This is a genomic window from Enterobacter sp. JH25, from assembly GCF_021725435.1.
GTDB classification, from domain to species: Bacteria; Pseudomonadota; Gammaproteobacteria; order Enterobacterales; family Enterobacteriaceae; genus Enterobacter; species Enterobacter intestinihominis.
Genome location: NZ_CP091319.1, coordinates 1,752,243 through 1,776,651, shown reverse-complemented (window position 1 = coordinate 1,776,651; position 24,409 = coordinate 1,752,243). Strand labels below are relative to the sequence as shown.

The 24,409-nt window shown below is 53.7% G+C and carries 29 protein-coding genes; 18 read left to right on the top strand and 11 right to left on the bottom strand.

Translation table 11 applies throughout. The features are described 5' to 3' along the window. Positions 1-14: 14 nt before the first annotated feature. Positions 15-287 (bottom strand): YeaC family protein, encoded by a 273-nt coding sequence (locus L2Y28_RS08440; protein ID WP_022647791.1) that lies wholly within the window; start codon positions 285-287, stop codon positions 15-17. Positions 288-328: 41 nt separating this feature from the next. Then, positions 329-742, bottom strand: a complete 414-nt coding sequence (gene msrB, locus L2Y28_RS08435; RefSeq protein ID WP_022647790.1) for a peptide-methionine (R)-S-oxide reductase MsrB — start codon at positions 740-742, stop codon at positions 329-331. A 341-nt stretch (positions 743-1,083) separates the two neighbouring features. Between msrB and gapA the strand changes: the two genes are divergently transcribed. Both gapA and L2Y28_RS08425 read left to right on the top strand, forming a co-directional pair. Continuing rightward, on the top strand, positions 1,084-2,079 hold the full coding sequence (gene gapA, locus L2Y28_RS08430; RefSeq protein WP_006809136.1) for a glyceraldehyde-3-phosphate dehydrogenase: 996 nt from the start codon (positions 1,084-1,086) through the stop codon (positions 2,077-2,079). A gap of 74 nt (positions 2,080-2,153) precedes the next feature. Next, positions 2,154-3,038 carry a D-hexose-6-phosphate mutarotase gene (locus L2Y28_RS08425; protein ID WP_022647789.1) on the top strand — a complete coding sequence of 295 codons (885 nt, stop codon included), beginning with the start codon at positions 2,154-2,156 and terminating at the stop codon, positions 3,036-3,038. A 66-nt stretch (positions 3,039-3,104) separates the two neighbouring features. Here the strand turns inward: L2Y28_RS08425 and L2Y28_RS08420 are convergent, their stop codons facing one another. After that, the gene (locus L2Y28_RS08420; RefSeq protein ID WP_022647788.1) at positions 3,105-3,851 is read right to left on the bottom strand and encodes a MipA/OmpV family protein; all 747 of its coding nucleotides are present in this window, start codon (positions 3,849-3,851) and stop codon (positions 3,105-3,107) included. 432 nt (positions 3,852-4,283) lie between these two features. Here L2Y28_RS08420 and yeaG point away from each other — a divergent pair, with 432 nt between their 5' ends. From yeaG to L2Y28_RS08405, 3 genes are all read left to right on the top strand, one after another. Continuing rightward, positions 4,284-6,218, top strand: coding sequence for a protein kinase YeaG (yeaG, locus tag L2Y28_RS08415; protein WP_006809140.1), 1,935 nt, complete (start codon positions 4,284-4,286; stop codon positions 6,216-6,218). 89 nt (positions 6,219-6,307) lie between these two features. Continuing rightward, positions 6,308-7,591, top strand: a complete 1,284-nt coding sequence (locus tag L2Y28_RS08410) for a YeaH/YhbH family protein (RefSeq protein WP_017384692.1) — start codon at positions 6,308-6,310, stop codon at positions 7,589-7,591. 99 nt (positions 7,592-7,690) lie between these two features. Further along, positions 7,691-8,191, top strand: a complete 501-nt coding sequence (locus L2Y28_RS08405) for a YbaK/prolyl-tRNA synthetase associated domain-containing protein (RefSeq protein ID WP_022647787.1) — start codon at positions 7,691-7,693, stop codon at positions 8,189-8,191. A gap of 20 nt (positions 8,192-8,211) precedes the next feature. On the opposite strand, the gene yoaI is transcribed toward L2Y28_RS08405, so the two are convergent. After that, positions 8,212-8,313: a small membrane protein YoaI gene (yoaI, locus tag L2Y28_RS08400; RefSeq protein WP_022647786.1), complete on the bottom strand. Its 102-nt coding sequence runs from the start codon at positions 8,311-8,313 to the stop codon at positions 8,212-8,214. Between the two features lie 285 nt (positions 8,314-8,598). Between yoaI and L2Y28_RS08395 the strand changes: the two genes are divergently transcribed. From L2Y28_RS08395 to L2Y28_RS08385, 3 genes are all read left to right on the top strand, one after another. Next, complete coding sequence (locus L2Y28_RS08395; protein ID WP_022647785.1) at positions 8,599-9,930, top strand: glycoside-pentoside-hexuronide (GPH):cation symporter; 1,332 nt, start codon at positions 8,599-8,601, stop codon at positions 9,928-9,930. A 15-nt stretch (positions 9,931-9,945) separates the two neighbouring features. After that, the gene (locus L2Y28_RS08390; protein ID WP_022647784.1) at positions 9,946-11,982 is read left to right on the top strand and encodes a TIM-barrel domain-containing protein; all 2,037 of its coding nucleotides are present in this window, start codon (positions 9,946-9,948) and stop codon (positions 11,980-11,982) included. A 106-nt stretch (positions 11,983-12,088) separates the two neighbouring features. Continuing rightward, positions 12,089-12,535: a DUF441 domain-containing protein gene (locus tag L2Y28_RS08385; protein ID WP_022647783.1), complete on the top strand. Its 447-nt coding sequence runs from the start codon at positions 12,089-12,091 to the stop codon at positions 12,533-12,535. Here L2Y28_RS08385 and L2Y28_RS08380 read toward each other — a convergent pair. Next, on the bottom strand, positions 12,519-13,310 hold the full coding sequence (locus L2Y28_RS08380; RefSeq protein ID WP_022647782.1) for a helix-turn-helix transcriptional regulator: 792 nt from the start codon (positions 13,308-13,310) through the stop codon (positions 12,519-12,521). The genes L2Y28_RS08385 and L2Y28_RS08380 overlap by 17 nt on opposite strands. A gap of 99 nt (positions 13,311-13,409) precedes the next feature. Between L2Y28_RS08380 and L2Y28_RS08375 the strand changes: the two genes are divergently transcribed. Then, complete coding sequence (locus L2Y28_RS08375) at positions 13,410-14,597, top strand: CynX/NimT family MFS transporter (protein WP_022647781.1); 1,188 nt, start codon at positions 13,410-13,412, stop codon at positions 14,595-14,597. Between the two features lie 31 nt (positions 14,598-14,628). On the opposite strand, the gene L2Y28_RS08370 is transcribed toward L2Y28_RS08375, so the two are convergent. After that, entirely contained in the window at positions 14,629-15,336 is a 708-nt protein-coding gene (locus tag L2Y28_RS08370) for a CTP synthase (RefSeq protein ID WP_022647780.1), read from the bottom strand. 150 nt (positions 15,337-15,486) lie between these two features. Between L2Y28_RS08370 and L2Y28_RS08365 the strand changes: the two genes are divergently transcribed. Beyond that, positions 15,487-15,831, top strand: a complete 345-nt coding sequence (locus L2Y28_RS08365; RefSeq protein WP_022647779.1) for a DUF488 domain-containing protein — start codon at positions 15,487-15,489, stop codon at positions 15,829-15,831. Here the strand turns inward: L2Y28_RS08365 and L2Y28_RS08360 are convergent, their stop codons facing one another. After that, positions 15,832-16,137, bottom strand: a complete 306-nt coding sequence (locus L2Y28_RS08360) for a hypothetical protein (protein ID WP_022647778.1) — start codon at positions 16,135-16,137, stop codon at positions 15,832-15,834. Positions 16,138-16,217: 80 nt separating this feature from the next. Next, on the bottom strand, positions 16,218-16,472 hold the full coding sequence (locus L2Y28_RS08355; RefSeq protein ID WP_022647777.1) for a DUF333 domain-containing protein: 255 nt from the start codon (positions 16,470-16,472) through the stop codon (positions 16,218-16,220). A 313-nt stretch (positions 16,473-16,785) separates the two neighbouring features. Here L2Y28_RS08355 and L2Y28_RS08350 point away from each other — a divergent pair, with 313 nt between their 5' ends. The 3 genes from L2Y28_RS08350 to yoaJ are packed head-to-tail and all read left to right on the top strand — an operon-like array spanning position 16,786 to position 18,033. Then, on the top strand, positions 16,786-17,814 hold the full coding sequence (locus L2Y28_RS08350) for a sensor domain-containing diguanylate cyclase (RefSeq protein WP_022647776.1): 1,029 nt from the start codon (positions 16,786-16,788) through the stop codon (positions 17,812-17,814). A 45-nt stretch (positions 17,815-17,859) separates the two neighbouring features. After that, positions 17,860-17,958: a YoaK family small membrane protein gene (locus L2Y28_RS08345; protein ID WP_015570793.1), complete on the top strand. Its 99-nt coding sequence runs from the start codon at positions 17,860-17,862 to the stop codon at positions 17,956-17,958. After that, on the top strand, positions 17,959-18,033 hold the full coding sequence (gene yoaJ / locus L2Y28_RS25555) for a protein YoaJ (RefSeq protein ID WP_071785224.1): 75 nt from the start codon (positions 17,959-17,961) through the stop codon (positions 18,031-18,033). It abuts the gene before it with no gap. A gap of 53 nt (positions 18,034-18,086) precedes the next feature. Here yoaJ and L2Y28_RS08340 read toward each other — a convergent pair whose 3' ends face one another. Further along, positions 18,087-18,335, bottom strand: coding sequence for a GlsB/YeaQ/YmgE family stress response membrane protein (locus tag L2Y28_RS08340; RefSeq protein ID WP_022647775.1), 249 nt, complete (start codon positions 18,333-18,335; stop codon positions 18,087-18,089). 369 nt (positions 18,336-18,704) lie between these two features. Between L2Y28_RS08340 and yncL the strand changes: the two genes are divergently transcribed. Both yncL and L2Y28_RS08330 read left to right on the top strand, forming a co-directional pair. Next, positions 18,705-18,797 (top strand): stress response membrane protein YncL, encoded by a 93-nt coding sequence (gene yncL, locus L2Y28_RS08335; RefSeq protein WP_071524166.1) that lies wholly within the window; start codon positions 18,705-18,707, stop codon positions 18,795-18,797. Between the two features lie 123 nt (positions 18,798-18,920). Then, positions 18,921-20,420 carry a cyclic diguanylate phosphodiesterase gene (locus tag L2Y28_RS08330; protein WP_022647774.1) on the top strand — a complete coding sequence of 500 codons (1,500 nt, stop codon included), beginning with the start codon at positions 18,921-18,923 and terminating at the stop codon, positions 20,418-20,420. Between the two features lie 4 nt (positions 20,421-20,424). On the opposite strand, the gene L2Y28_RS08325 is transcribed toward L2Y28_RS08330, so the two are convergent. Next, the gene (locus L2Y28_RS08325; protein WP_022647773.1) at positions 20,425-20,670 is read right to left on the bottom strand and encodes a DUF2543 family protein; all 246 of its coding nucleotides are present in this window, start codon (positions 20,668-20,670) and stop codon (positions 20,425-20,427) included. A gap of 76 nt (positions 20,671-20,746) precedes the next feature. Further along, a complete protein-coding gene (gene icd, locus L2Y28_RS08320; RefSeq protein ID WP_003857898.1) occupies positions 20,747-21,997 on the bottom strand; it encodes an NADP-dependent isocitrate dehydrogenase in 1,251 nt (416 codons plus the stop codon). Positions 21,998-22,114: 117 nt separating this feature from the next. On the opposite strand from icd, the gene rluE reads away from it, so the two are divergent. The 3 genes from rluE to mnmA are packed head-to-tail and all read left to right on the top strand — an operon-like array spanning position 22,115 to position 24,403. Next, positions 22,115-22,777, top strand: a complete 663-nt coding sequence (rluE, locus tag L2Y28_RS08315) for a 23S rRNA pseudouridine(2457) synthase RluE (RefSeq protein ID WP_022647772.1) — start codon at positions 22,115-22,117, stop codon at positions 22,775-22,777. Continuing rightward, positions 22,777-23,250 carry an NUDIX hydrolase gene (locus L2Y28_RS08310; protein WP_022647771.1) on the top strand — a complete coding sequence of 158 codons (474 nt, stop codon included), beginning with the start codon at positions 22,777-22,779 and terminating at the stop codon, positions 23,248-23,250. The genes rluE and L2Y28_RS08310 overlap by 1 nt, the downstream gene beginning before the upstream one ends. A 40-nt stretch (positions 23,251-23,290) precedes the next feature. Continuing rightward, positions 23,291-24,403 carry a tRNA 2-thiouridine(34) synthase MnmA gene (gene mnmA / locus L2Y28_RS08305; RefSeq protein WP_032103856.1) on the top strand — a complete coding sequence of 371 codons (1,113 nt, stop codon included), beginning with the start codon at positions 23,291-23,293 and terminating at the stop codon, positions 24,401-24,403. Positions 24,404-24,409: the final 6 nt, after the last annotated feature.

Sequence of the window (24,409 nt, the reverse complement as noted above, 5' to 3'; positions counted from 1 at the left end):
CCTACATGGGAGATTTATTTGAAGGTTGCAATCGGCTTCGGCGTGATGCCGAAGTCTTCTTTCAGTTCGCGCTTACTTTTCATCACCATCTGACCGTTAGTGTCGATGGTCATGTGCTGGGCGTTGGTATTGTGACGCGCCTGCCACAGCATCACCAGCTGCAAGCTGTTCTCTTTTTGCTCAGGTGTGAGCGCCACACCGTCCGGCCATTTTCCCAGCTCAACGGCCGTCACCAGGCGCTGATAAACCTCCGGGGTCATGCCTGCAATCATGTCATCAATATTCACGATCTCTCCCTTTCAAAGGAATAATTTGCTGAATCGTTTTTTCAACCCTTGGTCTGGTCGCCGTTTTCGTCATCGGTAAAGCTCATCGAAGCCGAATTTACGCAGAAACGCTCCCCCGTCGGCTGCGGGCCATCCGGGAAGACATGCCCGAGATGGGCGTCGCAATTCCCACAACGAATTTCGGTGCGCACCATGCCGTGCGAGGAGTCCGTCAGATAGCGGATCGCATCATCGCTGACAGGCTCGTAAAAGCTTGGCCAGCCGCAGCCAGAATCGTACTTAGTCTGGGAGTTAAACAGCGGTGCATCACACACCAGGCAGTGGTAGACGCCTTCCCGTTTATTGTGCAGCAAACGCCCGGTAAACGGCGGTTCCGTGCCGTGATTTTGCGTTACGTAAAACTGCATCTCTGTAAGGTTTTTTTTCAAATCGTCGGGGTTATGTTGGTTCGACATATGCTTACATCTCGCTGTTGAAACAGACATCTTTTAACCCAGATTCTAACAAAACATTAACACCCGCGCGTGCACTTTTGATCTAAACTTATGTGTCGCGAAAAGGCGGTCAGGCAATTGTGATCAATTTCACATTTTAATCCTGCAAGGCCTTTAAAATTCCGGGCGCAGCCCCCATGTGGTTGCTAGCTCAAAGGGAAAGTGAGGCGAGTCAGTCGCACAAACGTTAGTCACAGGATTGATTTGTCGCAATGATTGACACGATTCCGCTTGACGCTGCGTAAGGTTTTTGTAATTTTACAGGCAACCTTTTATTCACTAACAAATAGCTGGTGGAATATATGACTATCAAAGTAGGTATCAACGGTTTTGGCCGTATCGGCCGTATTGTTTTCCGTGCTGCTCAGAAACGTTCTGACATCGAAATCGTTGGTATCAACGATCTCCTGGACGCTGAATACATGGCGTACATGCTGAAGTACGACTCAACTCACGGTCGTTTCGACGGCACCGTTGAAGTGAAAGACGGCCACCTGGTTGTTAACGGCAAAACCATCCGCGTTACTGCTGAGAAAGACCCAGCTAACCTGAAATGGAACGAAATCGGTGTTGACGTTGTAGCTGAAGCTACCGGTATCTTCCTGACCGACGAAACTGCACGTAAACACATCACTGCGGGTGCGAAGAAAGTTGTTCTGACTGGTCCTTCCAAAGACAACACCCCAATGTTCGTTCGCGGTGCAAACTTCGAAACTTACGCTGGCCAGGACATCGTTTCCAACGCATCCTGCACCACCAACTGCCTGGCACCGCTGGCTAAAGTTATCAACGACAACTTCGGCATCATCGAAGGTCTGATGACTACCGTTCACGCTACCACCGCTACTCAGAAAACCGTTGATGGCCCGTCTCACAAAGACTGGCGCGGCGGCCGTGGCGCGGCTCAGAACATCATCCCATCTTCTACCGGTGCTGCTAAAGCAGTAGGTAAAGTACTGCCAGAACTGAATGGCAAACTGACTGGTATGGCGTTCCGCGTTCCAACTCCTAACGTATCCGTTGTTGACCTGACCGTTCGTCTGGAAAAAGCTGCTTCTTACGAAGAAATTAAGAAAGCAATCAAAGCTGCTTCCGAAGGCCCAATGAAAGGCGTTCTGGGTTACACCGAAGACGACGTTGTTTCTACCGATTTCAACGGCGAAGTGTGCACTTCCGTGTTCGATGCTAAAGCAGGTATCGCACTGAACGACAACTTCGTGAAACTGGTTTCCTGGTACGACAACGAAACTGGCTACTCTAACAAAGTACTGGACCTGATCGCTCACATCTCCAAATAAGTTGAGATGAGTGCTTGATCCTAAAAGGCGACTTCGGTCGCCTTTTTTATTGTTTTTAGACAGAGGATTGCTTAATGATTAATAAAATTTTTGCACTTCCGGTAGTCGAACAACTTACCCCTGTGCTCTCCCGCCGTCAGATTGACGGCGCCGATATCATCGTCGTCGATCATCCGCGCGTTAAAGCCTCCGTAGCGCTCAATGGCGCCCACCTGCTCTCCTGGAAACCAGAAGGCGAAGAAGAAGGCCTGTGGCTGAGCGAGGCCACCTCGTTCAAAAAAGGGGCGGCGATCCGTGGCGGCGTACCGATCTGCTGGCCATGGTTTGGTCCGTCAGCGCAGCAGGGATTGCCGTCTCACGGTTTCGCCCGTAACCAGCAGTGGACGCTGAAAGCCCACAACGAAGATGATAACGGCGCGGTGTTGACCTTTGAACTTCAGGCAAATGATGAAACGCGCGCCCTGTGGCCACATGAATTCACCCTCTATGCCCGCTTCAAGCTGGGTAAAACCTGCGAGATAGAACTGGAAGCGCACGGCGAATTCGAAACAACGTCCGCCCTGCACACCTATTTCAACGTAGGCGACATTCAGGCCGTTAAGGTGAGCGGACTTGGCGATACCTTTATCGACAAAGTGGACAACGCGAAAGAAGGCAGGCTGGACGACGGCGTTCAGAGCTTCCCGGACCGTACCGATCGCGTGTATCTGCACCCGGAAGCCTGTAGCGTCATCCACGACAGCGCGTTGAACCGCGGCATTGACGTGGTTCACCACCACCATAGCAACGTGGTGGGCTGGAACCCGGGCCCTGCCCTTTCCGTCAGCATGGCAGATATCCCGGATGACGGTTACAAGACCTTCGTGTGTGTGGAAACCGCGTGCGTGACCGCCCCGCAGAAAACCAGCGAAGAAAAACCGTCCCGCTTAGGCCAGACGATCAAGATTGTGAAGCGCTAATATTTATCAGGCACCATAAAAAACAAACGGGGCGCAAGCGCCCCGTTTTAAGACATCACGTTCTGGTCAGAACTTGTAGGTCACACCCACGGAGAAGATGCCGGACCAGGACTTGTCGACCATCGGGCTGTCCTTCACTTCGTCGCTCAGACGGGTATAACGGCCAGTACCGTACACGTTCCAGTCGCCGAGGAAGTTATAGGAGGCGGTGAGTTCCAGGTACGGATCCCAGCCATCATCAGCGCTGTAGCTCTTCAGACCACTGCGGCGAGACTCAGCCTTAGACACGCCATAGTAGTAGTCATTGTAATTCTCGCTGCTGTACTGCACACCGATACCCGGCGTCAGGGTCACCGCGCCGTTGGTATAGCGATAAAGCCACGCCAGATCCCAGATGAAGCCATTGCTGTTGTCCAGGGTATCGCCCGCCAGCGCCGTGCGCAGGAAGCCATACTGGGTGTTATGCACATATGAAAGCCCGGCCATCAGTGAGCTTCTGCGCTTGTCCAGCTGACGAAGCGCATTGCTGTCGCTGTCGCCTGGTTTAAAGTACGTTGGGTCGTAATAGGCCATGATGGAGAGCTTATCGGCCGTATCGTTCCACAGATAGTAGCCGCCGCCCAATCCACGGAACCAGAAGTTATCGCCTTCATAGGTGACAACGGGGACAGGATAAACGTCGCGGTCATACTGCTTGTACGGGCTGTTGATCACGCCAGCACCCGCGCCAACAGTCCACTGGCTCTCAGCCTGTGCGGTGCTCGCTGCGGTAGCGGCAAGGATGCCCAATGCCAGAAGTTTGAGTTTGGTCACAATCCATTCTTTCCTGTAGTCAAATAATCAGCGGGTGAAGTGTAACCGCCATTCCCGTACATCCCAAAATTTTTTGCGCGCGAATCCATTTGATTAACCCGTTATTTTTCATTTTTCAGATGACATCCCGCTTTCATTTATGTGACCGATAAATGAAAAACCCCCTTTTCGCTTATAACCGCAGTGGAAATTTTTGGATGAGTTATTGATATGTCATTGAAAGTAGATTTTATCCGTATGCAAGTTTTGCAATTGCCATCTACGCTTTAATTTAAGAAGAGGTTTTGCTGAACACCCTGCGGTTCATAGCCTTCGACCTGGCACACAGGTTGCTGCTCTGGCAGTGAGGTGCGAAAGATTCTCTTCCGGGAGCCTCCACTACTCATACGAACGGCTCTTATCCTGTGCTAAAAAACGAAAGGACGGCATGCCATGAATATATTCGATCACTATCGCCAGCGCTACGAAGCTGCCAAGGACGAAGAGTTCACACTGCAGGAGTTTCTTACCATTTGTCGGCAAGATCGCAGTGCCTATGCCAATGCGGCAGAACGGCTATTGATGGCTATCGGTGAGCCAAACATGGTTGATACTGCCCTGGAGCCACGGCTTTCCCGTCTTTTTTCGAATCGGGTAGTCGCCCGATACCCGGCGTTTGAAGAGTTCTATGGTATGGAAGATGCCATTGAGCAGATTGTCTCCTACCTGAAGCATGCCGCTCAGGGGCTGGAAGAGAAGAAACAGATCCTTTACCTGCTGGGTCCCGTCGGCGGGGGTAAATCCTCCCTGGCTGAACGGCTGAAAGCGCTGATGCAGCGCGTGCCGATCTACGTGCTGAGCGCCAACGGCGAGCGCAGCCCGGTCAATGACCATCCGCTGTGCCTGTTTAATCCGCAAGAGGATGCGCAAATTCTGGAAAAAGAGTTTGGCATTCCGCATCGCTATCTCGGTACGATCATGTCGCCGTGGGCGGCAAAACGCCTGCACGAGTTTGGTGGGGACATCACCAAATTCCGCGTCGTGAAAGTGTGGCCGTCTATCCTCGAGCAGATCGCCATTGCTAAAACTGAACCCGGTGACGAGAACAACCAGGACATCTCGGCGCTGGTGGGTAAAGTCGATATCCGTAAGCTGGAACATCACGCGCAAAACGACCCGGATGCCTACGGCTATTCCGGTGCGCTGTGCCGCGCCAACCAGGGGATTATGGAATTCGTCGAGATGTTTAAAGCACCGATCAAAGTGCTGCATCCGCTGCTGACCGCCACCCAGGAGGGGAACTACAACGGGACGGAAGGTATTTCCGCCCTGCCGTTTAACGGGATTATCCTCGCCCACTCGAACGAATCTGAATGGGTGACCTTCCGTAACAACAAAAACAATGAGGCGTTCCTTGACCGCGTGTACATCGTCAAAGTGCCTTATTGCCTGCGGATCTCCGAGGAGATCAAGATTTACGAAAAACTGCTCAACCACAGTGAGCTGGTCCATGCCCCTTGCGCACCGGGAACGCTGGAAACGCTGTCGCGCTTCTCGATTCTGTCGCGCCTGAAAGAGCCGGAAAACTCCAGCATTTACTCCAAAATGCGCGTGTATGACGGCGAAAGCCTGAAGGATACCGACCCGAAAGCCAAATCGTACCAGGAATACCGCGATTACGCCGGGGTCGACGAAGGGATGAACGGTTTGTCGACGCGTTTCGCGTTTAAGATCCTCTCCCGCGTCTTTAACTTTGACCACGCGGAGGTGGCCGCCAACCCGGTTCATCTTTTCTACGTGCTGGAACAGCAAATTGAACGAGAACAGTTCCCACAGGAGCAGGCTGAACGCTACCTGGAGTTCCTGAAAGGCTACCTGATCCCGAAATACGCCGAGTTTATCGGCAAAGAGATCCAGACCGCCTACCTGGAATCCTATTCCGAATACGGCCAGAACATTTTCGATCGGTACGTCACCTACGCTGACTTCTGGATCCAGGATCAGGAGTACCGCGACCCGGATACCGGCCAGCTGTTTGACCGTGAATCCCTGAACGCAGAGCTGGAAAAAATTGAGAAACCGGCCGGGATCAGCAACCCGAAAGACTTCCGAAACGAGATTGTGAACTTCGTGCTGCGCGCCAGAGCGCATAACAACGGCCGTAATCCAAACTGGACCAGCTACGAAAAACTGCGCACGGTTATAGAGAAGAAAATGTTCTCTAACACGGAAGAGCTGTTGCCGGTTATCTCGTTCAACGCCAAAACCTCAACCGACGAGCAGAAAAAGCACGACGATTTTGTCGACCGTATGATGGAAAAAGGCTATACGCGCAAACAGGTCCGCCTGCTTTGTGAATGGTATCTGCGCGTGCGTAAATCGTCTTAAAACATGTGCCCGGTAACGCGCTTACCGGGCCAACAAAATGTCCGGCACTTACGGACGCTGCAAGTTGGCAAATGCAGTACGGGGGATATATGACCTGGTTTATTGACCGGCGTCTTAACGGCAAAAACAAGAGCACGGTGAATCGCCAGCGCTTCTTGCGCCGTTATAAAGCGCAAATTAAACAGTCGATCTCCGAGGCCATCAACAAACGCTCGGTGACCGACGTCGACAGCGGCGAATCCGTCTCCATTCCCAACGATGACATCAGCGAACCGATGTTTCATCAGGGGCGTGGCGGTCTTCGCCATCGCGTGCACCCAGGTAATGACCACTTCGTCCAGAATGACAGAATCGAACGGCCACAAGGCGGAGGCGGCGGTTCTGGCAGCGGTCAGGGACAGGCCAGCCAGGACGGTGAAGGCCAGGATGAGTTCGTCTTTCAGATTTCAAAAGACGAATATCTCGACCTGCTGTTTGAGGATCTGGCCCTGCCGAATCTGAGAAAGAATCAGCACCGTCAGCTCAACGAATACAAAACCCATCGCGCGGGTTATACCGCAAACGGGGTGCCCGCCAACATCAGCGTGGTGCGTTCACTGCAAAACTCGCTGGCGCGACGCACGGCGATGACGGCAGGCAAACGGCGCGAACTGCGCGAGCTGGAAACCAGCCTGAAAGTGGTGGAAAACACCGAACCGGCGCAACTACTGGAAGAGGAGCGCCTGCGAAAAGAGATTGCCGAACTGCGGGCGAAGATCGACCGGGTGCCGTTTATCGACACGTTCGACCTGCGCTATAAGAACTACGAAAAACGTCCGGAGCCTTCCAGCCAGGCGGTGATGTTCTGCCTGATGGACGTGTCAGGTTCAATGGATCAGGCCACCAAGGATATGGCTAAGCGTTTTTATATTCTGCTCTATCTGTTCCTGAGCAGAACGTATAAGAACGTGGAGGTGGTCTACATCCGCCATCACACTCAGGCGAAAGAGGTGGATGAGCATGAGTTTTTCTACTCGCAGGAGACCGGTGGCACCATCGTGTCGAGCGCCCTTAAGCTGATGGATGAGGTGGTGAAGGAGCGCTACGACCCGGCGCAGTGGAACATCTACGCCGCACAGGCATCGGATGGCGATAACTGGGCGGATGACTCGCCCCTGTGTCATGAAATTCTGGCGAAGAAGATCCTGCCGGTGGTGCGCTACTACAGTTACATTGAAATTACCCGTCGCGCCCACCAGACGCTGTGGCGAGAGTATGAGCATCTGCAAGCGATGTTCGATAACTTTGCGATGCAGCACATTCGAGACCAGGATGACATCTATCCGGTCTTCCGGGAACTGTTCCAGAAACAGTCTTCCACCAGCAACGCATGAATCAACAGCCAGCGCTCCCGCTGGCTGTTTTCTTTCAGCCCTCTCCCTCCCGTGCTAATGTAGCAAGCTACGTATTGGCTAATCACAGGTGAAATCGTTATGTCTGATGACGTGATCGGGACGACAACCCATCAGCAGCTAATCAGCTTATTAACCGAGCAGGAGGCGCACTTTCGTGTGGTGGCGCATGAGGCCGTAGGGAAATGCGAAGCGGTCAGTGAAATTCGCGGGACCGATCTCCGCCAGGGAGCAAAAGCGCTGGTCTGTAAGGTAAAAGGCAACGGCGTTAAGAAACATATTTTGGCAATCCTCGCCGCCGATCGGCAGGCCGATCTGAGCCTGCTGGCCAGCCATTTCGGAGGGCTTAAGGCATCTCTCGCCAGTCCGGCCGAAGTGGATGCGCTTACCGGCTGCGTTTTCGGCGCCATTCCCCCCTTCAGCTTTCACCCGGATCTGACGCTGGTCGCCGATCCGCTGCTGTTTGAGCGCTTTGACGAGATCGCCTTTAACGCCGGTCTGCTGGAAAAATCGGTGATTATGGATACCCAGGACTATCTGCGTATCGCCCGTCCTGAACTGGTGTCGTTCCGTAAACAATAAATACAGAGGCTGGCTAACGGTCAGCCGTTTTCCAGCAGCAGCACGGAAGCAATCAAAATAATCGCGATGATAAAAATCGATGAGGAGATAATCAGCGTTTCGACAAACATAGGATCGTTCATGATGCCCTCTGCTTTGCCCATTTCCTTTTTTTTTACTCCCGCATAATGACAGTTAAATGACAATGACGCGTCCGCGAGATGACGATTTTTCGCTGAAACGATTCGCTGTTAACTCCCCTCCCCCATATAAAGTCACTGTTTAAATACTTTATTTGTTACCGGTATCACGAAAAGAAATTTACGTAACCCCGATGCCAGATCTCGCAATTGTTAACCTTTTCATGATGGTTAACCTTGTTTACGGAGCACCTCATAAATAAACCTTACACTGGCAAGGTGAATACAATGACCGAGATAATTACCCGTAAAGAAAAAATCAGTTATGGGTTAGGCGATATGGCGAGCCATATTGGGCTGGATAACGTCATTATTTTTCTGACGTTTTACTATACGGACGTGGTGGGGTTACCTGCCGCATTCGTGGGCACTATGTTTCTTCTGGCGAGAACCGCCGATGCCATAATTGATCCGGCGATGGGCTATATCGCAGACAGGACGCGTACCCGCTGGGGAAAATTCCGCCCCTGGATGCTGTGGCTGGCGCTGCCCTTTGGCGCAAGCTGTCTGCTGACCTACGCCGTGCCGGCGTCGCTCGACCTGCACGGTAAAATGATTTTCGCCACCGTCAGCTATACCCTGATGATGCTGATGTATACCGCAATCAATATTCCCTATTGCTCCATGGGCGCGGTAATTACGCCCGACAACGATGCGCGAATTTCCCTTCAGTCTTATCGCTTTTTCCTTGCCACGCTGGGTGGCGCGTTGTCGACATTCTTTATGATGCCGCTGGCAGAGTTTTTAGGCGGCGACGATAAATTACTGGGCTACCGCTGGGCGATGGCCATTATGGCGACCGTCGCGGTCATCATGTTCTGGATCTGCTTCGCGAATACGCGTGAACGTATTAAGGCTCCCGCCACCCACAATAATTATCTTGCGGAACTATGGGATTTATTACGAAACGACCAATGGCGAGTTGTCGCCGTCCTGGTATTAACCAATATTGGTTTTGGCGTTATTCGCCTTGGCGCAATGATGTATTTCGTCACTTATTATCTCGGTAGCGCAAGCTATTTTATGTGGATGCTCGGGGCGCATATTCTCGGGAAAGCCGCAGGCAGCGCGCTGGCCAAACGTCTGACGCAGAACGTCAGCAAAGTGCAGATGTTTGGATATTGTTCCGTACTGGCGGGGGTACTCAGCATCGCCCTGTTCTTTGCGCCTAAGTCGGTGCTTATTCTGGTGCCCATGACGTTTATCGTCTCCACCCTTTACCAGGCCACCACAACGCTAATGTGGGTGATGATGGCGGATGTCGCCGATTACGGCGAATGGAAACAGGGCAAACGCATGGACGGCGTGATCTTCTCCACCTTCCTCGCCGTACTCAAGCTGGGGATGGCGATCAGCGGCGCGATTGTTGGCTGGACGCTGGGCTTAAGCGGCTATGTTGCCAATGCCCCGGAACAAACTACCACGGCCATGTACTGCATCATCGCCCTCTTCACCGTCGTACCTGGCATCTTGTCGCTCTGCGCGTTTGCCACGCTGCGCTGGTACAAGCTCGACGACAGCACAATGCAATCCATCCATCTCGCCAAACACCCTGTTTAGAAGGACGCATTATCCATGAGTGAGCTGATTCAACATTCCAACTGTATCGAATGGCGTTTTGAACGCCAGATCCTGCGCATCGAACCCTGGGGAGAAAACAGTCTTCGCGTCAGGGCCACCTGCTCCCCGGCATTTGATGACGCCTTACAGGCACTGTTACCCGCCGCCCCTTGCCAGGCCGAGATTGTCGCCGAAGCGGAAAGCCTGACGCTGCGCAACGGCAATATTACCGCGACCCTGAACCTTAAAGGTCAGCTGGCCTTCTACAATCAGCGCGGCGAACTGCTGCTGGAGGAGATGTGGCGCCAGCGTTCAACGGTGGGTATCGGTGCCAGCGAGAAGAGTCAGGATAAATATGTCAGCGCTCTGAAGCTGGATGGCCGCGAATTTAAACCGCTGATGGGCGGCAAATATCAGCTCACCGTCCGGTTTGAATCGCGTCCGGATGAACGCATCTATGGCATGGGTCAGTATCAACAGCCGTGGCTGGATCTGAAAGGCTGTACGCTGGAGCTGGCTCAGCGAAACTCCCAGGCCAGCGTGCCCTTTATGCAGTCCAGCCTTGGCTATGGCCTGCTGTGGAACAACCCGGCGATTGGTGAAGCCAGCTTTGCAAAAAATCAGACGGAATGGCGCGCCCGCGTCACAGGAGAGATGGACTACTGGATCACCGCCGCTGACACGGTGGCGGATATCACCCGCCAGTATGTGAAAGCCACCGGTACTCCGCCCCCCGCCCCGGCGTTTATCAGTGGACTGTGGCAGTGCAAATTACGATACCGCACCCAGCAGGAGGTGCTGGAGGTTGCGCGGGAGTATCGCCGCCGTAATCTGCCGCTGTCGGTGATGGTCATCGACTTTTTCCACTGGCCGAATCAGGGCACCTGGTGCTTCGACCCCGTAGACTGGCCCGATCCTGAAGGCATGGTCGACGAGCTGCGCGAAATGGGTATTGCGCTGATGGTGTCGGTGTGGCCAACGGTAGAGGCGCGCAGCCCCCTCTACCCGCTGATGAAAGCCAAAGGCTGGCTAGTCAGCAGTGAGCGCGGCGTGCAGGTCAACCTCGATTTTATGGGCAATACCACCTTCTTTGATGCGACCCATCCAGAGGCGCGGAAATTCGTCTGGGATACGGTGAAGAAAAATTACTACGACATGGGCATTAAGCTGTTCTGGCTGGACGAAGCGGAGCCGGAATATCGCGCCTATGATTTTGACAACTATCGCTACCACGCCGGTCCGGTACTGGAAGTGGGCAATCGCTACCCGCGTGACTTTGCGCAGGGCTTTTACGATGGGCTCCAGGCAAACGGCGAAACCGACATTGTTAACCTGGTACGCTGCGCCTGGGCAGGCAGCCAACGCTTCGGCGTGCTGGCGTGGTCGGGTGATGTCCACTCCTCGTTCCATGCTTTTCGCAATCAACTCGCCGCAGGACTGAATATGGGGCTGGCGGGGATCCCATGGTGGACGACCGATATCGGCGGCTTCCAGGGAGGGAACGTTAACGACCCGGCGTTCCATGAATTGCTGATCCGTTGGTTCCAGTGGGCGGTGTTTACACCGGTACTGCGCATGCACGGCTATCGCGAACCGCAGATCCAACCTCCGGAGCGCTACCGTGACGGTATTCCTCAGTGTAACAGCGGTTCGCCTAATGAGCTGTGGAGTTACGGAGAAGAGAATTACGCCATCATGCAGCACTGGCTTACCGTGCGCGAAACCCTGCGCCCGTATATTGACGCGTTGTACCGGCAGGCTCATCTGCACGGAGACCCGCTCATGCGTCCGCTGTTCTGGCACTATCCGAAGGATAAGCAGAGCTGGGCGTGTGAAGATCAGTATTTGTTTGGTGAAGATCTTCTGGTGGCGCCGGTTATGCAGGCCGGTCAGCGTGAGCGCGATGTCTGGCTGCCGACGGGCAATAGCTGGATCGCCCTCAACGGTGAGCGCTACGCCGGTGGGGAGCATATCCGGGTGCCTGCGGCGCTGGAAACCATCCCGGTGTTTATCCGCGAAGGGAGTCCGCTTATCCAGCAACTGGTGGACTGACGTCAGGCAAGTGCCCAAAAATAGACAATTTTTTCAGTAAAGCCTGCCTGCCGTCGCGTTTGCGCGTAAAGTAAGCAGGCTTACTATTTTTGGCAAGGATCCCGTCATGTTCGACCCTACACTACTCATACTTCTGGCCCTGGCTGCTCTGGGTTTTGTCAGCCACAATACCACCGTCGCGATTTCCATTCTGGTCCTGATCATCGTTCGCGTCACACCGTTGAACACCTTCTTCCCGTGGATAGAAAAACAGGGGCTTACCATCGGGATCATTATTTTGACCATCGGTGTGATGGCCCCGATTGCCAGCGGAACGCTACCGGCCTCAACGCTGCTGCACTCCTTTGTGAACTGGAAATCGCTGGTGGCGATTGCAGTGGGCGTTTTTGTCTCATGGCTTGGCGGGAGCGGCGTGACGCTGATGAGCAGCCAGCCTTCTCTGGTGGCCGGGCTGCTGGTGGGCACCGTGTTAGGCGTGGCGCTATTTCGTGGCGTGCCGGTTGGCCCGCTGATTGCTGCCGGACTGGTTTCGCTGTTTATCGGGAAGTCGTAGTCAGGCTGGCGATATAGCGGGCGGGCGTCTGTCCCAGTCCTTTCTTGAACATGGTGATAAAGGCGGTGGTGGAGTCATACCCCAGCGCCTGCGCCGCCTGCTGGACCGACTTTCCGCCGATCAAAAACTGCAATGCGACAATCAGCTGGAGCTGGTGTCGCCAGCGGCGAAAGCTTAAGCCGGTCTCTTTCACCACCAGTCGCGCCAGATTGCGCTCGCTCATGGCAAAGTGGCTGGCCCACTGCGCCAGCGTCTGCCAGGCGGCAGGTTCGTTCGCCATGGTCTCACTCATCAGACGAATTTTCGGATGCGGAGATACCGGCAGCTGGAGATGCTCCTGCGGTTGCAGGGGCAGTTCATCAAACAGGACGTCAACCAGCCTTCCGGTAGCGGGAAGAGGCAGTTCCTCCTGTGACCTGTCCGCGAGCGCCAGCACCAGCTCCCTCACCAGGGGTGATATTTTCAACGTACAGGTACGGGTCGGCAATTCGAGCGCACCGGGTTCAATAAACAGCAGGCAGAGCTGCGCGCCGGGCGTCGCCTTGTTGCTGTGCGGCGTTTGACTCGGGATCCACACCGCATACTGGGGCGGTACCATCAGCATCGCGTTCTCTACTTCACAGGTGATCGCTCCTCCCAGCGCCATAATCAGCTGCCCTTTGCGGTGCAGATGCAGCGGAATGTACTGTTCTTGTGCCACCACGCGGATGCGAAAGGCCACCGCCGCGTCGTGCTGGCTATCGGGATCGTAGCCGTCGAGTCCCAGTCCATACATAAAGTTGTCCGATATTAGCGATAAACTGTCATTTTAGCCTGATTTCAACCACGACTTAAATCGGTATGGTATGCGCTCGCCTGAACGTAAGAGACAATAATGACTACTGCTATTCAACCTTCCGGGAAACAGGGCGCGCTGCTGGTTGCAGGCATCCTGATGATCGCCACGACGCTGCGCGTCACCTTTACCGGGGTCGCCCCCCTGCTCGACACCATCCGACAGGACTATGGCTTAAGCACGGCGCAAACCGGCCTGCTCACAACGCTGCCTCTGCTGGCCTTCGCCTTTATCTCTCCCCTTGCCGCAGGCGTCGCCCGGCGCCTGGGCATGGAGCGCAGCCTTTTTATCGCTCTGCTGCTGATTTGCATCGGGATTGGCGTACGTTCGCTGCCGTCGGCCTCGCTGCTGTTTATCGGTACGGCGATCGTGGGCTGTGGGATTGCGCTGGGCAATGTCCTGTTACCCGGATTAATCAAACGTGATTTTCCGGGCCAGGTCGCAAAACTGACGGGGGCTTATTCGCTGACGATGGGGGCTGCCGCTGCCGCAGGGTCGGCGCTGATCGTCCCGCTGTCGCTGGGGAATGCTGGCTGGCACGGGGCGCTGTTGATGCTGATGTTCTTCCCGCTGGTGGCGCTGCTGCTGTGGTTACCGCAATGGCGCCAGAGGCCGGCCGCCACCCTGACCGGCGCGCGCGCGTTGCACAATCGGGCAATCTGGCGCTCCGCACTCGCCTGGCAGGTGACGCTTTTTCTGGGCATTAACTCGCTGATTTACTACGTCATTATCGGCTGGTTACCCGCGATTTTACTTAGCCACGGCTACAGCGAAACGCAGGCTGGCTCCATGCACGGACTTCTCCAGCTGGCAACCGCTGTTCCCGGTCTCGCCATTCCGCTGATCCTGCACCGTCTTAACGATCAGCGTGGCATAGCCGGGCTTGTCGCTCTGATGTGCGCCGTCAGTGCGGCCGGGTTCTGGTTCGCGCCGGGGCTGGCCGTCGTCTGGACGTTGGTGTTTGGCTTTGGATCCGGCGCCACCATGATCCTCGGCCTGACGTTTATCGGACTGCGCGCCAGCTCGGCCCATCAGGCCGCCGCGCTCTCCGGCATGGCACAGTCGATTGGCTATCTGCTGGCGGCCTGTGGCCCACCGCTGATGGGGAAAATTCACGATACCGCCGGAGACTGGCGCATTCCGCTGCTGGCCTGCGCGCTGGCTGCGGTAGTGATGGCCCTGTGCGGCATGCTGGCCGGGCGTGACCGGGAGATCACACCCCGCTGACATTCAAGGCAGACCTGACGGTCTGCTTTTTTTATCCCTGCGCCGCCCGCAGCATGGCCTGTACCAGCACCACCGGGCGCCCTTGAAGCGCAGCCCGCTCATGCTGGAACAGGGTGATGACAAAGAAAGGATGGGTCAGCAGCTCTGCCGCGCGGATCTCGCCCTGCTCGTCCCAGCCCGTTACGCGCATGTCGCCCCGCTCAAGCTGGCTGGCAAACTCAGACGAGACGCCGTAATTGCAGTGATAACCTTCCTGAATTTCCGGCTTGCCGTACGCTTTGGCAATCAGCGTGTTATTCCGCAGCTCAATCGCGTCGGTTTTTTCCACCAGCGAGCAGGCCAGCGGCGCAATCACCATCCTCCCCTCGGTATCGGTTTCGGCATGGCCTGCATCGTGCCAGCCCAGCACATTACGGGCATACTCAATCAGCGCATGCTGGAACCCGCCGCAGGTGCCGAGAAAAGGGATGCTGTTTTCACGCGCGTAACGCGCCGCAATAAACGCCGCCTCGGTGTTTTTATACGGGCTTGCCGGTACCAGCCAGATGGCATCGTACCCGACCAGGTCTTCGGGGTTGGTCAGCTCAGGCGTGGCGAGCCAGTCATAATCAGCGGTGAGATCCAGAACCGCAGCGGCGTCGTCAATCGCCAGCGGGATCGCCTGGTGCGCAATAACATCGGGATTGTAATCACCAACCAGCGCAATGCGCAGCGTCGTTTTAACCGGGGAGAGTTCCATGAGAGATTCCTTATGCCGGAGGATTTTCAGATAACATAAGGAACCTCAGACTACCGATCTTTTGCAATTATCACAATACCTTAAATTGGGTGCTTAAACGCCGGGTGCTATAGTGTTCTTGCCGAACGTCGCACGGTAGGAGGAAAACGGATGATTCAATGTAAGCGCGTCTATGAACAGGCAACGTCAGACGATGGTTACCGGGTGCTGGTAGACAGACTCTGGCCGCGAGGGATAAAAAAGACCGACCTCGCCTGTGATGAGTGGTGTAAAGCGCTAACGCCGTCCAGCGAACTGCGGAAAGCCTTTCACAGTGAAACGATCGATTTCACCGCGTTCAGTGAAGCCTATCGTAAAGAGCTGGCGCAGCAGCAGGATGAAGGCAAACGCCTGGCGGCCCTCGCCCGACAGCAGACCGTGACGCTTCTCTATGGGGCGAAAAATACGGAGCAGAATCACGCGCGTGTACTGGCGGACTGGCTGCGTGAACTGTGATTAACCGATTGCCAGCTCATCCACGTTGTGTGGCATCTCGTCGGGAGTAAGCGGCATCAAATGTTCCGGGCGAACAAACGCAAAACCGTGCTGATTATCAAAGGCGTAAACATCACCGGTGACCAGCCACAGCGCACGCGCTGATGTATCAGGTAATTGCGTCATGACGCCGTTAACCGGGTTCACAAAACGCTGGCCCGGCTGACAAAGGCCAAACAGCTCCACGGATTTACCGATATTTCGACGGCCCGCCGTCGTACGCGCACCCACAATTATCGCCATGCTGCCCGGTTTTAACTGAAACATACTTCTTCTCGCAAACGTACCGCCAGAAACTGGCTAAGAATAATCCTAAAGAGAAGTGTATCGCAGTTTTATTGCCGTTGTCATCTGGTCGGTTGCGGGTGATCGCGGCGATAGAGATCCCATTCATCGATCACTTCCCCGCCTGGCAATTTGCACTCGGTACGTACGCCCTGCGGGCTTTGTACAGGGATTTGCTCTCCCCCTTTCTCCAGACAGTACACTGACGCCGGATTTGCCATACCAATAGCGTGCGGCGGTTGAGGCGCATCGGGAGGAGGTGTCTTTGTTGAGCATGCGGCCAGCGGTAAAACCAGCGCCAGGAGAAGATATTTCATTATCATGATCTTTCAGGGTGTTGAAAACGTCAGAGTAACGGGTCATCGCCGTTTTCTCCATGATTTCTCCATTAAACCTGCACGATTCATCCCTATAGTGGTGTCTGTTCTCACTCTGACCAGAGAACATCATTCCGTAATCAAGATGTTTTGCCCCGATCTCAACATCGGGGCTTTTTTTTAGCCTCTCCTTCATCCGCTTTCAGAAGAATCTATAAAATTAATCCAGTTCATGTTTTACTATGACCGGAGTCTATATTTTCAGCATAACATGCAGATACAGAGGTCTTCTGCATGGGAGTCAACCTGCCTCATGTCAGATATCATTCTAGCCCGTGTTTCAGAAACCCTCTCCACCGAGCAATCTCTCGACAGTCTGGTGCGTCAGCTACTGGAAATGCTGGAAATTGTGACGGATATGGAATCAACCTACCTGACCAAAATCGATATCAACGCGCGTTTGCAGCACATTTTATATGCCCGTAACAGCAAGCAAATGCAGATCCCGGAAGGGTTCAGCGTGCCCTGGGACGAAACGCTCTGTAAGCGCGCCATGGATAGCGACACCTTGTTCAGTAACGAGGTGCCCGACCGCTGGCCGGAGTGTGAAGCGGCAAAAGCACTGGGTATTACAACCTATATGAGCGTGCCGGTTCACCTGGCTGACGGTTCTCTGTACGGCACGCTTTGCGCTGCCAGCACCGCACAGAAACAGTTCAGCGAGCGTGGCGAGCAGGTGATCAGGCTCTTTGCCGGGTTAATTGGTCAGTACATTCAGAAAGAGTCGCTTGTGCTTCAGCTTCGTGAAGCAAATGCGGCGCTCATTGCCCACTCTTACACCGACGCCCTTACCGGCCTGCCGAATCGTCGCGCCATTTTTGAAAACCTTACCACCCTGTTCTCACTGGCGCGCCATCTTAACCGCAACGTCATGATTGCCTTTATTGATCTCGATGATTTCAAGCGAATCAATGATCAGTACGGTCATGAAGCGGGCGATCGGTTCCTCGTTCAGGTCGGCAATCGACTGACTCACCAGCAAACGCAGGACGAAATTATCGGCCGGCTCGGCGGCGATGAATTTCTGGTTGCCAGCCTGAGTCACAGCGATGATGGCGACGCCAGCACAGAGGTCAACGCTATCAAAACCCGCCTCAACGGCCGTATCGCGGGTGAATATGGGTTAGGTAATGTCACTATTCTCTATCCCGGTGCAAGCTATGGCGTCGTTATTGTTGATCCTCACTGCACAGATGAAGATAGTGCCCTGCGCACCGCAGACCTCGCGATGTATCAGGATAAAAAAGGAAAAAACAAAACAGGCTTTGTCGCGTTAGATTAAAACCGTACACTCTACGGCCTTATACAAACTCAAACAGGTGATGGCATGAGAATAGGGATCCTCTTTCCGGTGGTTATTTTTATCACGGCAGTCGTGTTTTTAGGCTGGTTTTTCCTTGGCGGTTACGCCGCGCCGGGGGCATAAATGAGAAAAACGACCCTCATCATGCTGATTGTCGCCATCGTGGCCGTCGCCGGTACGCAGTTAGGCTGGTGGTAACGCCCAAAGTAAAAAGGCCGCCCTCAGGCAGCCTTTTTTAACACAGGTCAGATTTAGCTTTTGATTTTTCTGTAGATAAACAGAACAACCAGCGCGCCAATCACCGCGACGACAAAGCTGCCGAAGTTGAAGCCATCAACTCTGCCAAAGCCGAACAGGGTACTGATCCAGCCACCGACGACTGCACCCACAATCCCCAGAACGATCGTGACGATGAAACCGCCGCCATCTTTGCCCGGCATAATCCACTTCGCCAGGATCCCCGCAATCAGCCCAAAGATAATCCAGGATAAAATTCCCATAGCTTTCCTCTCTGTATGGTTTTTGTCATTAAATCAACGACACAGAAAAGGATAGCACAGGATCTGAGAAAGGAAATTTGTGATAAGAATCACACGGTTCGTTTGAGTAAAATCTGAGCAATAAAAATTGCCGTTCCACACTCATCGTGGGGTTGCATCTTTTACTGAGAAAGATTATCTTTCTCATTACTGAATAGTTGAGCAAATCACTCAGGTATTCAGTACGACATTGCTCACATTGCTTCCAGTATTTCTTGCCCACTTTTTAGTGGGCTTTTTTTGCCTCACCCCACCAAAATCTGGCGTTTTTTCCCAGGAGGTGAACCGCTATTCTCTGTGGCTACTGAACAGCAAAGTGAATCTGATAACATGAACGTATCGAGCAAGTTCGTCATCTGCCTTAATCTTGTTTCTGCCAGTACGCTACTGTTACTGCTCTCGACACGGTTTGAGTGGTTCTGAGATGTAATGAGTCGGCATGGTGGCTTTCCTTTCAATCACGTGCGGGCTCAACGCGCATACTTGTAGCTTTAATGACCTGTGTTAAGATCCCTGCACCTCAGGACGTGGCGGGACAGCAGGAAAATGAACAAGGCCATTGCCGTTGCTATCATCTCAACCTTTATGGTCGTCCTGTCGCTGTATGCGGTTAACGCCATTATCGTTGAGCAGCAAAAGGACCGGCAGAGGGAGATCTCCCACACGCTCTTACGCTATTCCGAAGACTTGACGCAAAATATCGCCAGTACGCTTAAAAATACCTCCGCGAAGGGATGCGATAGCGCCAGCCTGAACGTCTACCGTAATTTAAAGATGCAGAGTCTCTATTTCGCCGATGTGGGGTTTATTGAAAATGGGAAAATCACCTGCACCGCATTTTGGGGCAAGCTGGCAAATCCCATCGCCCTTCCCTCTGAGCTTCACAACACCCTGAACGGATTCAGTCTGGCGCAATTTTCACAGAAAGATTTTTTTGTAGGCAATGCGACAATTTATAACCATCTTATTATCTTCACATCACGTTCAGCCTACGATAAATTCTCTCCGGTCACCGCCAACTATTCACTTCGTTCTACCACGAAAGATTTCGACCGAACCTTTTTTACCGTTACGTCACCTACAGAAAACCTTAGCCGCTTGTCGTCACTGTTATTCACGCAGACCGTGACGCAGTGCAGCACGCGCTGGGATTTGTGCGTTACCGTCACCCACCACAATGCCGGACTGGCATCGCTCTCCCGCGTAGTGATGGTGCTCCTGTGCCTGTTTTTATACTTTATCTGGGTATCCCTGACGCTGTTTTCTCTTCGACTTTATGAAGATCGACTTTCTCTTGAGCGAACGCTGGTCAAGGCGGTGATAGCGAATACTATCAGCGTTCATTTTCAGCCCATAATTCGGGTTGCTGATAAGAAAATCGTCGGGGTTGAAGTGTTATCAAGATGGCAGGATAACAATCACAAAGAGGTTTCTCCTGAGCTGTTTATCCCGTTAATTAAAAAAATTGGTCTGTATAACGTTTATTATCAGAACATGATAAAGAAATCCCTGGCGGAAATTGCCGCTCTGGCGGCCGAACATCAGTTAATGATTTCACTGAACGTTGGCCGGACGGAAATTGAAGACGGCAAATTTCTGGCGGTATTACGTCATGCATGCTTAGAGAACGCTATTCCCTTATCGTTAATCAAAGTTGAGTTATCCGAGAATGGCGTTTCCACCTCGGCCATCCTTGAAGAGTTTTGTGAGGATCTTAAATCGGCAGGCGTCAAAATTTCAATAGACGATTTTGGCGTGCAAAACTCTAATCTGGCAAGGCTGTCCAATCTCAAATATGACGAAATCAAAGTGGATAAGTCGTTAGTGGATGGCATCAACGAGCATTATAAACAGGATATCCTGGTGATCTTTAGCGACGCGCTCGCTAAACTGCACAAAACCCTGGTGTTTGAGGGAGTCGAAAGCGAAACGCAATATCAGTTCATCGCGCAGAGATACCCCGATGCCCTCGTGCAAGGCTGGTACTTTTCAAAATCACTAACCCGGCACGACCTCGCCAGCCTGCTGGCTTACTCAGCGCGATGAAGCGTTATTCATTGCCCCATTGATTCAGGAAGTTCGCAATATCATCAATGCGCGCTTCATCTATCTCCGCCTGGACAGCCATCTCCCGCTGCGCCTCTTCACTGATTTCCTCATTGTTGTATAAGCGAGTGAGCAGCAGCTGAAAATAGTGTGCCAGTGGCGTACGCTCCGCCTCTTCTGGCGGTTTTGCCGTTTCAGTCGCATACTCGTCGACGATGTCATAATACTTGAGCGGGATATCATGGGTCATAGCGTTGTTTTCCGTCTTGTGTGCATAAAAAACGGGAACCCTCAGGCTCCCGTTGTCATTTAACCCAGCGAGTGGATTACATGTTCGCGATAATCGCGTCGCCAAACTCTGAGCATTTCAGCAGTTTAGCGCCTTCCATCAGACGTTCAAAGTCATAGGTGACGGTTTTCGCGTTAATCGCGCCTTCCATACCCTTAACAATCAGGTCTGCGGCTTCGAACCATTCCATATGACGCAGCATCATCTCTGCGGACAGAATGATAGAGCCTGGGTTGACTTTGTCCTGGCCTGCATATTTCGGTGCAGTACCGTGAGTTGCTTCGAACAGGGCGCACTCGTCACCGATGTTCGCGCCCGGGGCGATACCGATACCACCGACCTGCGCTGCCAGCGCATCAGAGATGTAGTCGCCGTTCAGGTTCATACAGGCGATCACGTCATATTCAGCAGGACGCAGCAGGATCTGTTGCAGGAACGCATCGGCGATCACATCTTTAATGATGATCTCTTTACCGGTGTTCGGGTTTTTAATTTTCTGCCATGGGCCGCCGTCGATCAGTTCACCGCCGAACTCTTCGGTCGCCAGCTGGTAGCCCCAGTCTTTGAACGCGCCTTCGGTGAACTTCATGATATTGCCTTTGTGAACCAGGGTCACAGAGTCACGATCGTTGGTGATAGCGTATTCGATGGCGGCACGCACCAGACGCTTGGTCCCTTCTTCGGAGCACGGCTTGATGCCGATGCCGCAATGCTCAGGGAAGCGAATTTTCTTCACGCCCATCTCTTCGCGCAGGAATTTAATCACTTTTTCTGCATCAGCAGAATCCGCTTTCCATTCGATACCGGCGTAGATGTCTTCAGAGTTTTCACGGAAGATGACCATGTCGGTCAGTTCCGGGTGCTTAACCGGGCTTGGAGTGCCCTGGTAGTAACGCACCGGACGCAGACACACATACAGATCCAGTTCCTGACGCAGCGCCACGTTCAGGGAGCGAATGCCGCCGCCAACTGGCGTGGTCAGAGGGCCTTTGATAGCAACGCGATAGTCGCGGATCAGGTCCAGCGTTTCGGCTGGCAGCCAGACGTCCTGGCCATAAACTTGAGTCGATTTTTCACCGGTGTAAATTTCCATCCAGGAAATTTTACGCTCGCCTTTGTAGGCTTTCTCAACAGCGGCATCAACCACTTTCAGCATTGCCGGGGTAACGTCTACACCGATACCGTCACCTTCGATGAACGGGATAATCGGGTTGTGAGGAACGTTAATCTTGCCGTTTTGCAGGGTGATCTTTTTACCTTCCGCCGGAACAACTACTTTGCTTTCCATTAACCTCTCCTTCGAGCGCTTCTGGTTGTTACTGATCTTATGTTAATAAATTGTAATGAGCCTTCCGATAGTACCTGATTGTCCGACGCCATGAAAGGTCTTCGTTATTAGGCTATAATGCGGCAATTGATAGAGCCTGAAAATACCATGAAGAAAACTTCTTTTAGAAAACACCGGGTTGAGCGATTCAGCTCACGACAAGCCACCAGAAGAACGCCAGAACCCCAGCCAACGCGGGTCATACTGTTCAATAAACCCTACGATGTATTGCCGCAGTTTACCGACGAGGCCGGGCGCAGCACGCTGAAGGATTTTATCCCCGTTCAGGGGGTCTACGCGGCCGGGCGTCTGGATCGCGACAGCGAGGGGCTGCTGGTGCTTACCAATGACGGCGTGCTCCAGGCCAGGCTTACTCAGCCGGGCAAACGTACCGGAAAAATTTACTATGTGCAGGTTGAAGGCGAGCCGGACGACGCGTCGCTGGCAAAGCTGCGCAACGGCGTAACGCTGAACGATGGTCCTACCCTGCCAGCTGGTATTGAGCGCGTGAATGAACCCGAGTGGCTGTGGCCGCGCAACCCGCCGATTCGTGAGCGCAAATCGATTCCCACCAGCTGGCTTAAAATCACCCTTTATGAAGGCCGCAACCGACAGGTCAGGCGCATGACTGCGCATGTGGGCTTCCCTACCCTGCGACTCATTCGCTACGCCATGGGCAGCTACACGCTGGACTCGCTGGCTAACGGGGAATGGCGGGATGTTACCCCTAAGGAGAACTGATGTTTAAACCCCATGTTACGGTCGCCTGCGTGGTCCACGCGCAGGGGAAATTCCTGGTGGTGGAAGAGACCATCAACGGCAAAGCGCTTTGGAATCAGCCAGCCGGGCATCTTGAAGCCAACGAAACCTTATTGCAGGCAGCGAAACGCGAGCTCTGGGAAGAGACGGGTATCCGCGCCGAACCGCAGCACTTTATCCGTATGCATCAGTGGATAGCGCCTGACCAGACATCTTTCCTGCGCTTTTTATTCGCCGTTGAGCTTAACGAAACGTGCGCCACTGAACCGCACGACGACGATATCGATCGCTGCCTGTGGATGACCGCAGACGAGATCCTGAACGCGTCAAACCTGCGCTCGCCGCTGGTTGCGGAAAGCATCCGCTGCTGGCAGTCTGCGGCTCGCCTGCCGCTGGATGTCATTGCAGAATTTAACTGGCCGTTTACAGAGGGTGTCAATGGTGGGGGGGCGTGATAGAATACGCCGCCTTGAAGTTCAATGTCGTGAGTATTCCATGTCAGATAACAGCCAGAAAAAAGTGATCGTCGGCATGTCCGGCGGTGTCGATTCCTCCGTTTCCGCCTACCTGTTGCAGCAACAGGGCTATAAGGTGGAGGGCCTGTTCATGAAGAACTGGGAGGAAGACGATGGCGAGGAATACTGCACTGCCGCTGCGGATCTCGCCGATGCGCAGGCCGTGTGCGATAAGCTCGGCATCGAACTGCACACCGTTAACTTTGCCGCAGAATACTGGGACAACGTTTTTGAACTCTTCCTCGAAGAGTACAAAGCGGGCCGCACGCCAAACCCGGATATCCTGTGTAACAAAGAGATCAAATTCAAAGCCTTCCTGGAATTCGCCGCGGAAGATCTGGGCGCAGACTACATTGCGACCGGCCACTACGTGCGTCGCGCGGATGTGAATGGTAAAAGCCAGCTGCTGCGCGGTCTGGATGGCAATAAAGATCAGAGCTACTTCCTCTACACGCTGAGCCATGAACAGATTGCCCAAAGTCTGTTCCCGGTCGGCGAGCTGGAAAAGCCGGAAGTGCGTAAGATTGCTGAAGATTTGGATCTGATCACCGCGAAGAAAAAAGACTCCACCGGTATCTGTTTTATCGGCGAGCGTAAATTCCGCGAGTTCCTGGGGCGCTACCTGCCTGCACAGCCGGGCAAAATCGTCACCGTTGACGGTGATGAGATTGGTCAGCACCAGGGGCTGATGTACCACACTCTCGGCCAGCGTAAAGGTCTGGGTATCGGCGGCACCAAAGAGGGCAGCGAAGATCCGTGGTACGTGGTCGACAAAGATGTCGAAAACAATATTCTGGTGGTGGCTCAGGGTCACGACCATCCGCGCCTGATGTCCGTTGGACTTATCGCGCAACAGCTGCACTGGGTCGATCGCGAGCCGCTGAAAGGCACGCTGCGCTGCACCGTGAAAACGCGCTACCGCCAGACGGACATCCCTTGCACCGTCACCGCACTGGATGACGATCGCATTGACGTGCGTTTCGACGAACCGGTTTCCGCCGTTACCCCTGGCCAGTCTGCTGTTTTCTACAGCGGCGAAATTTGCCTCGGCGGTGGGATCATTGAACAGCGCCTGCCGCTGCCTGCTGTTTAAACCGTT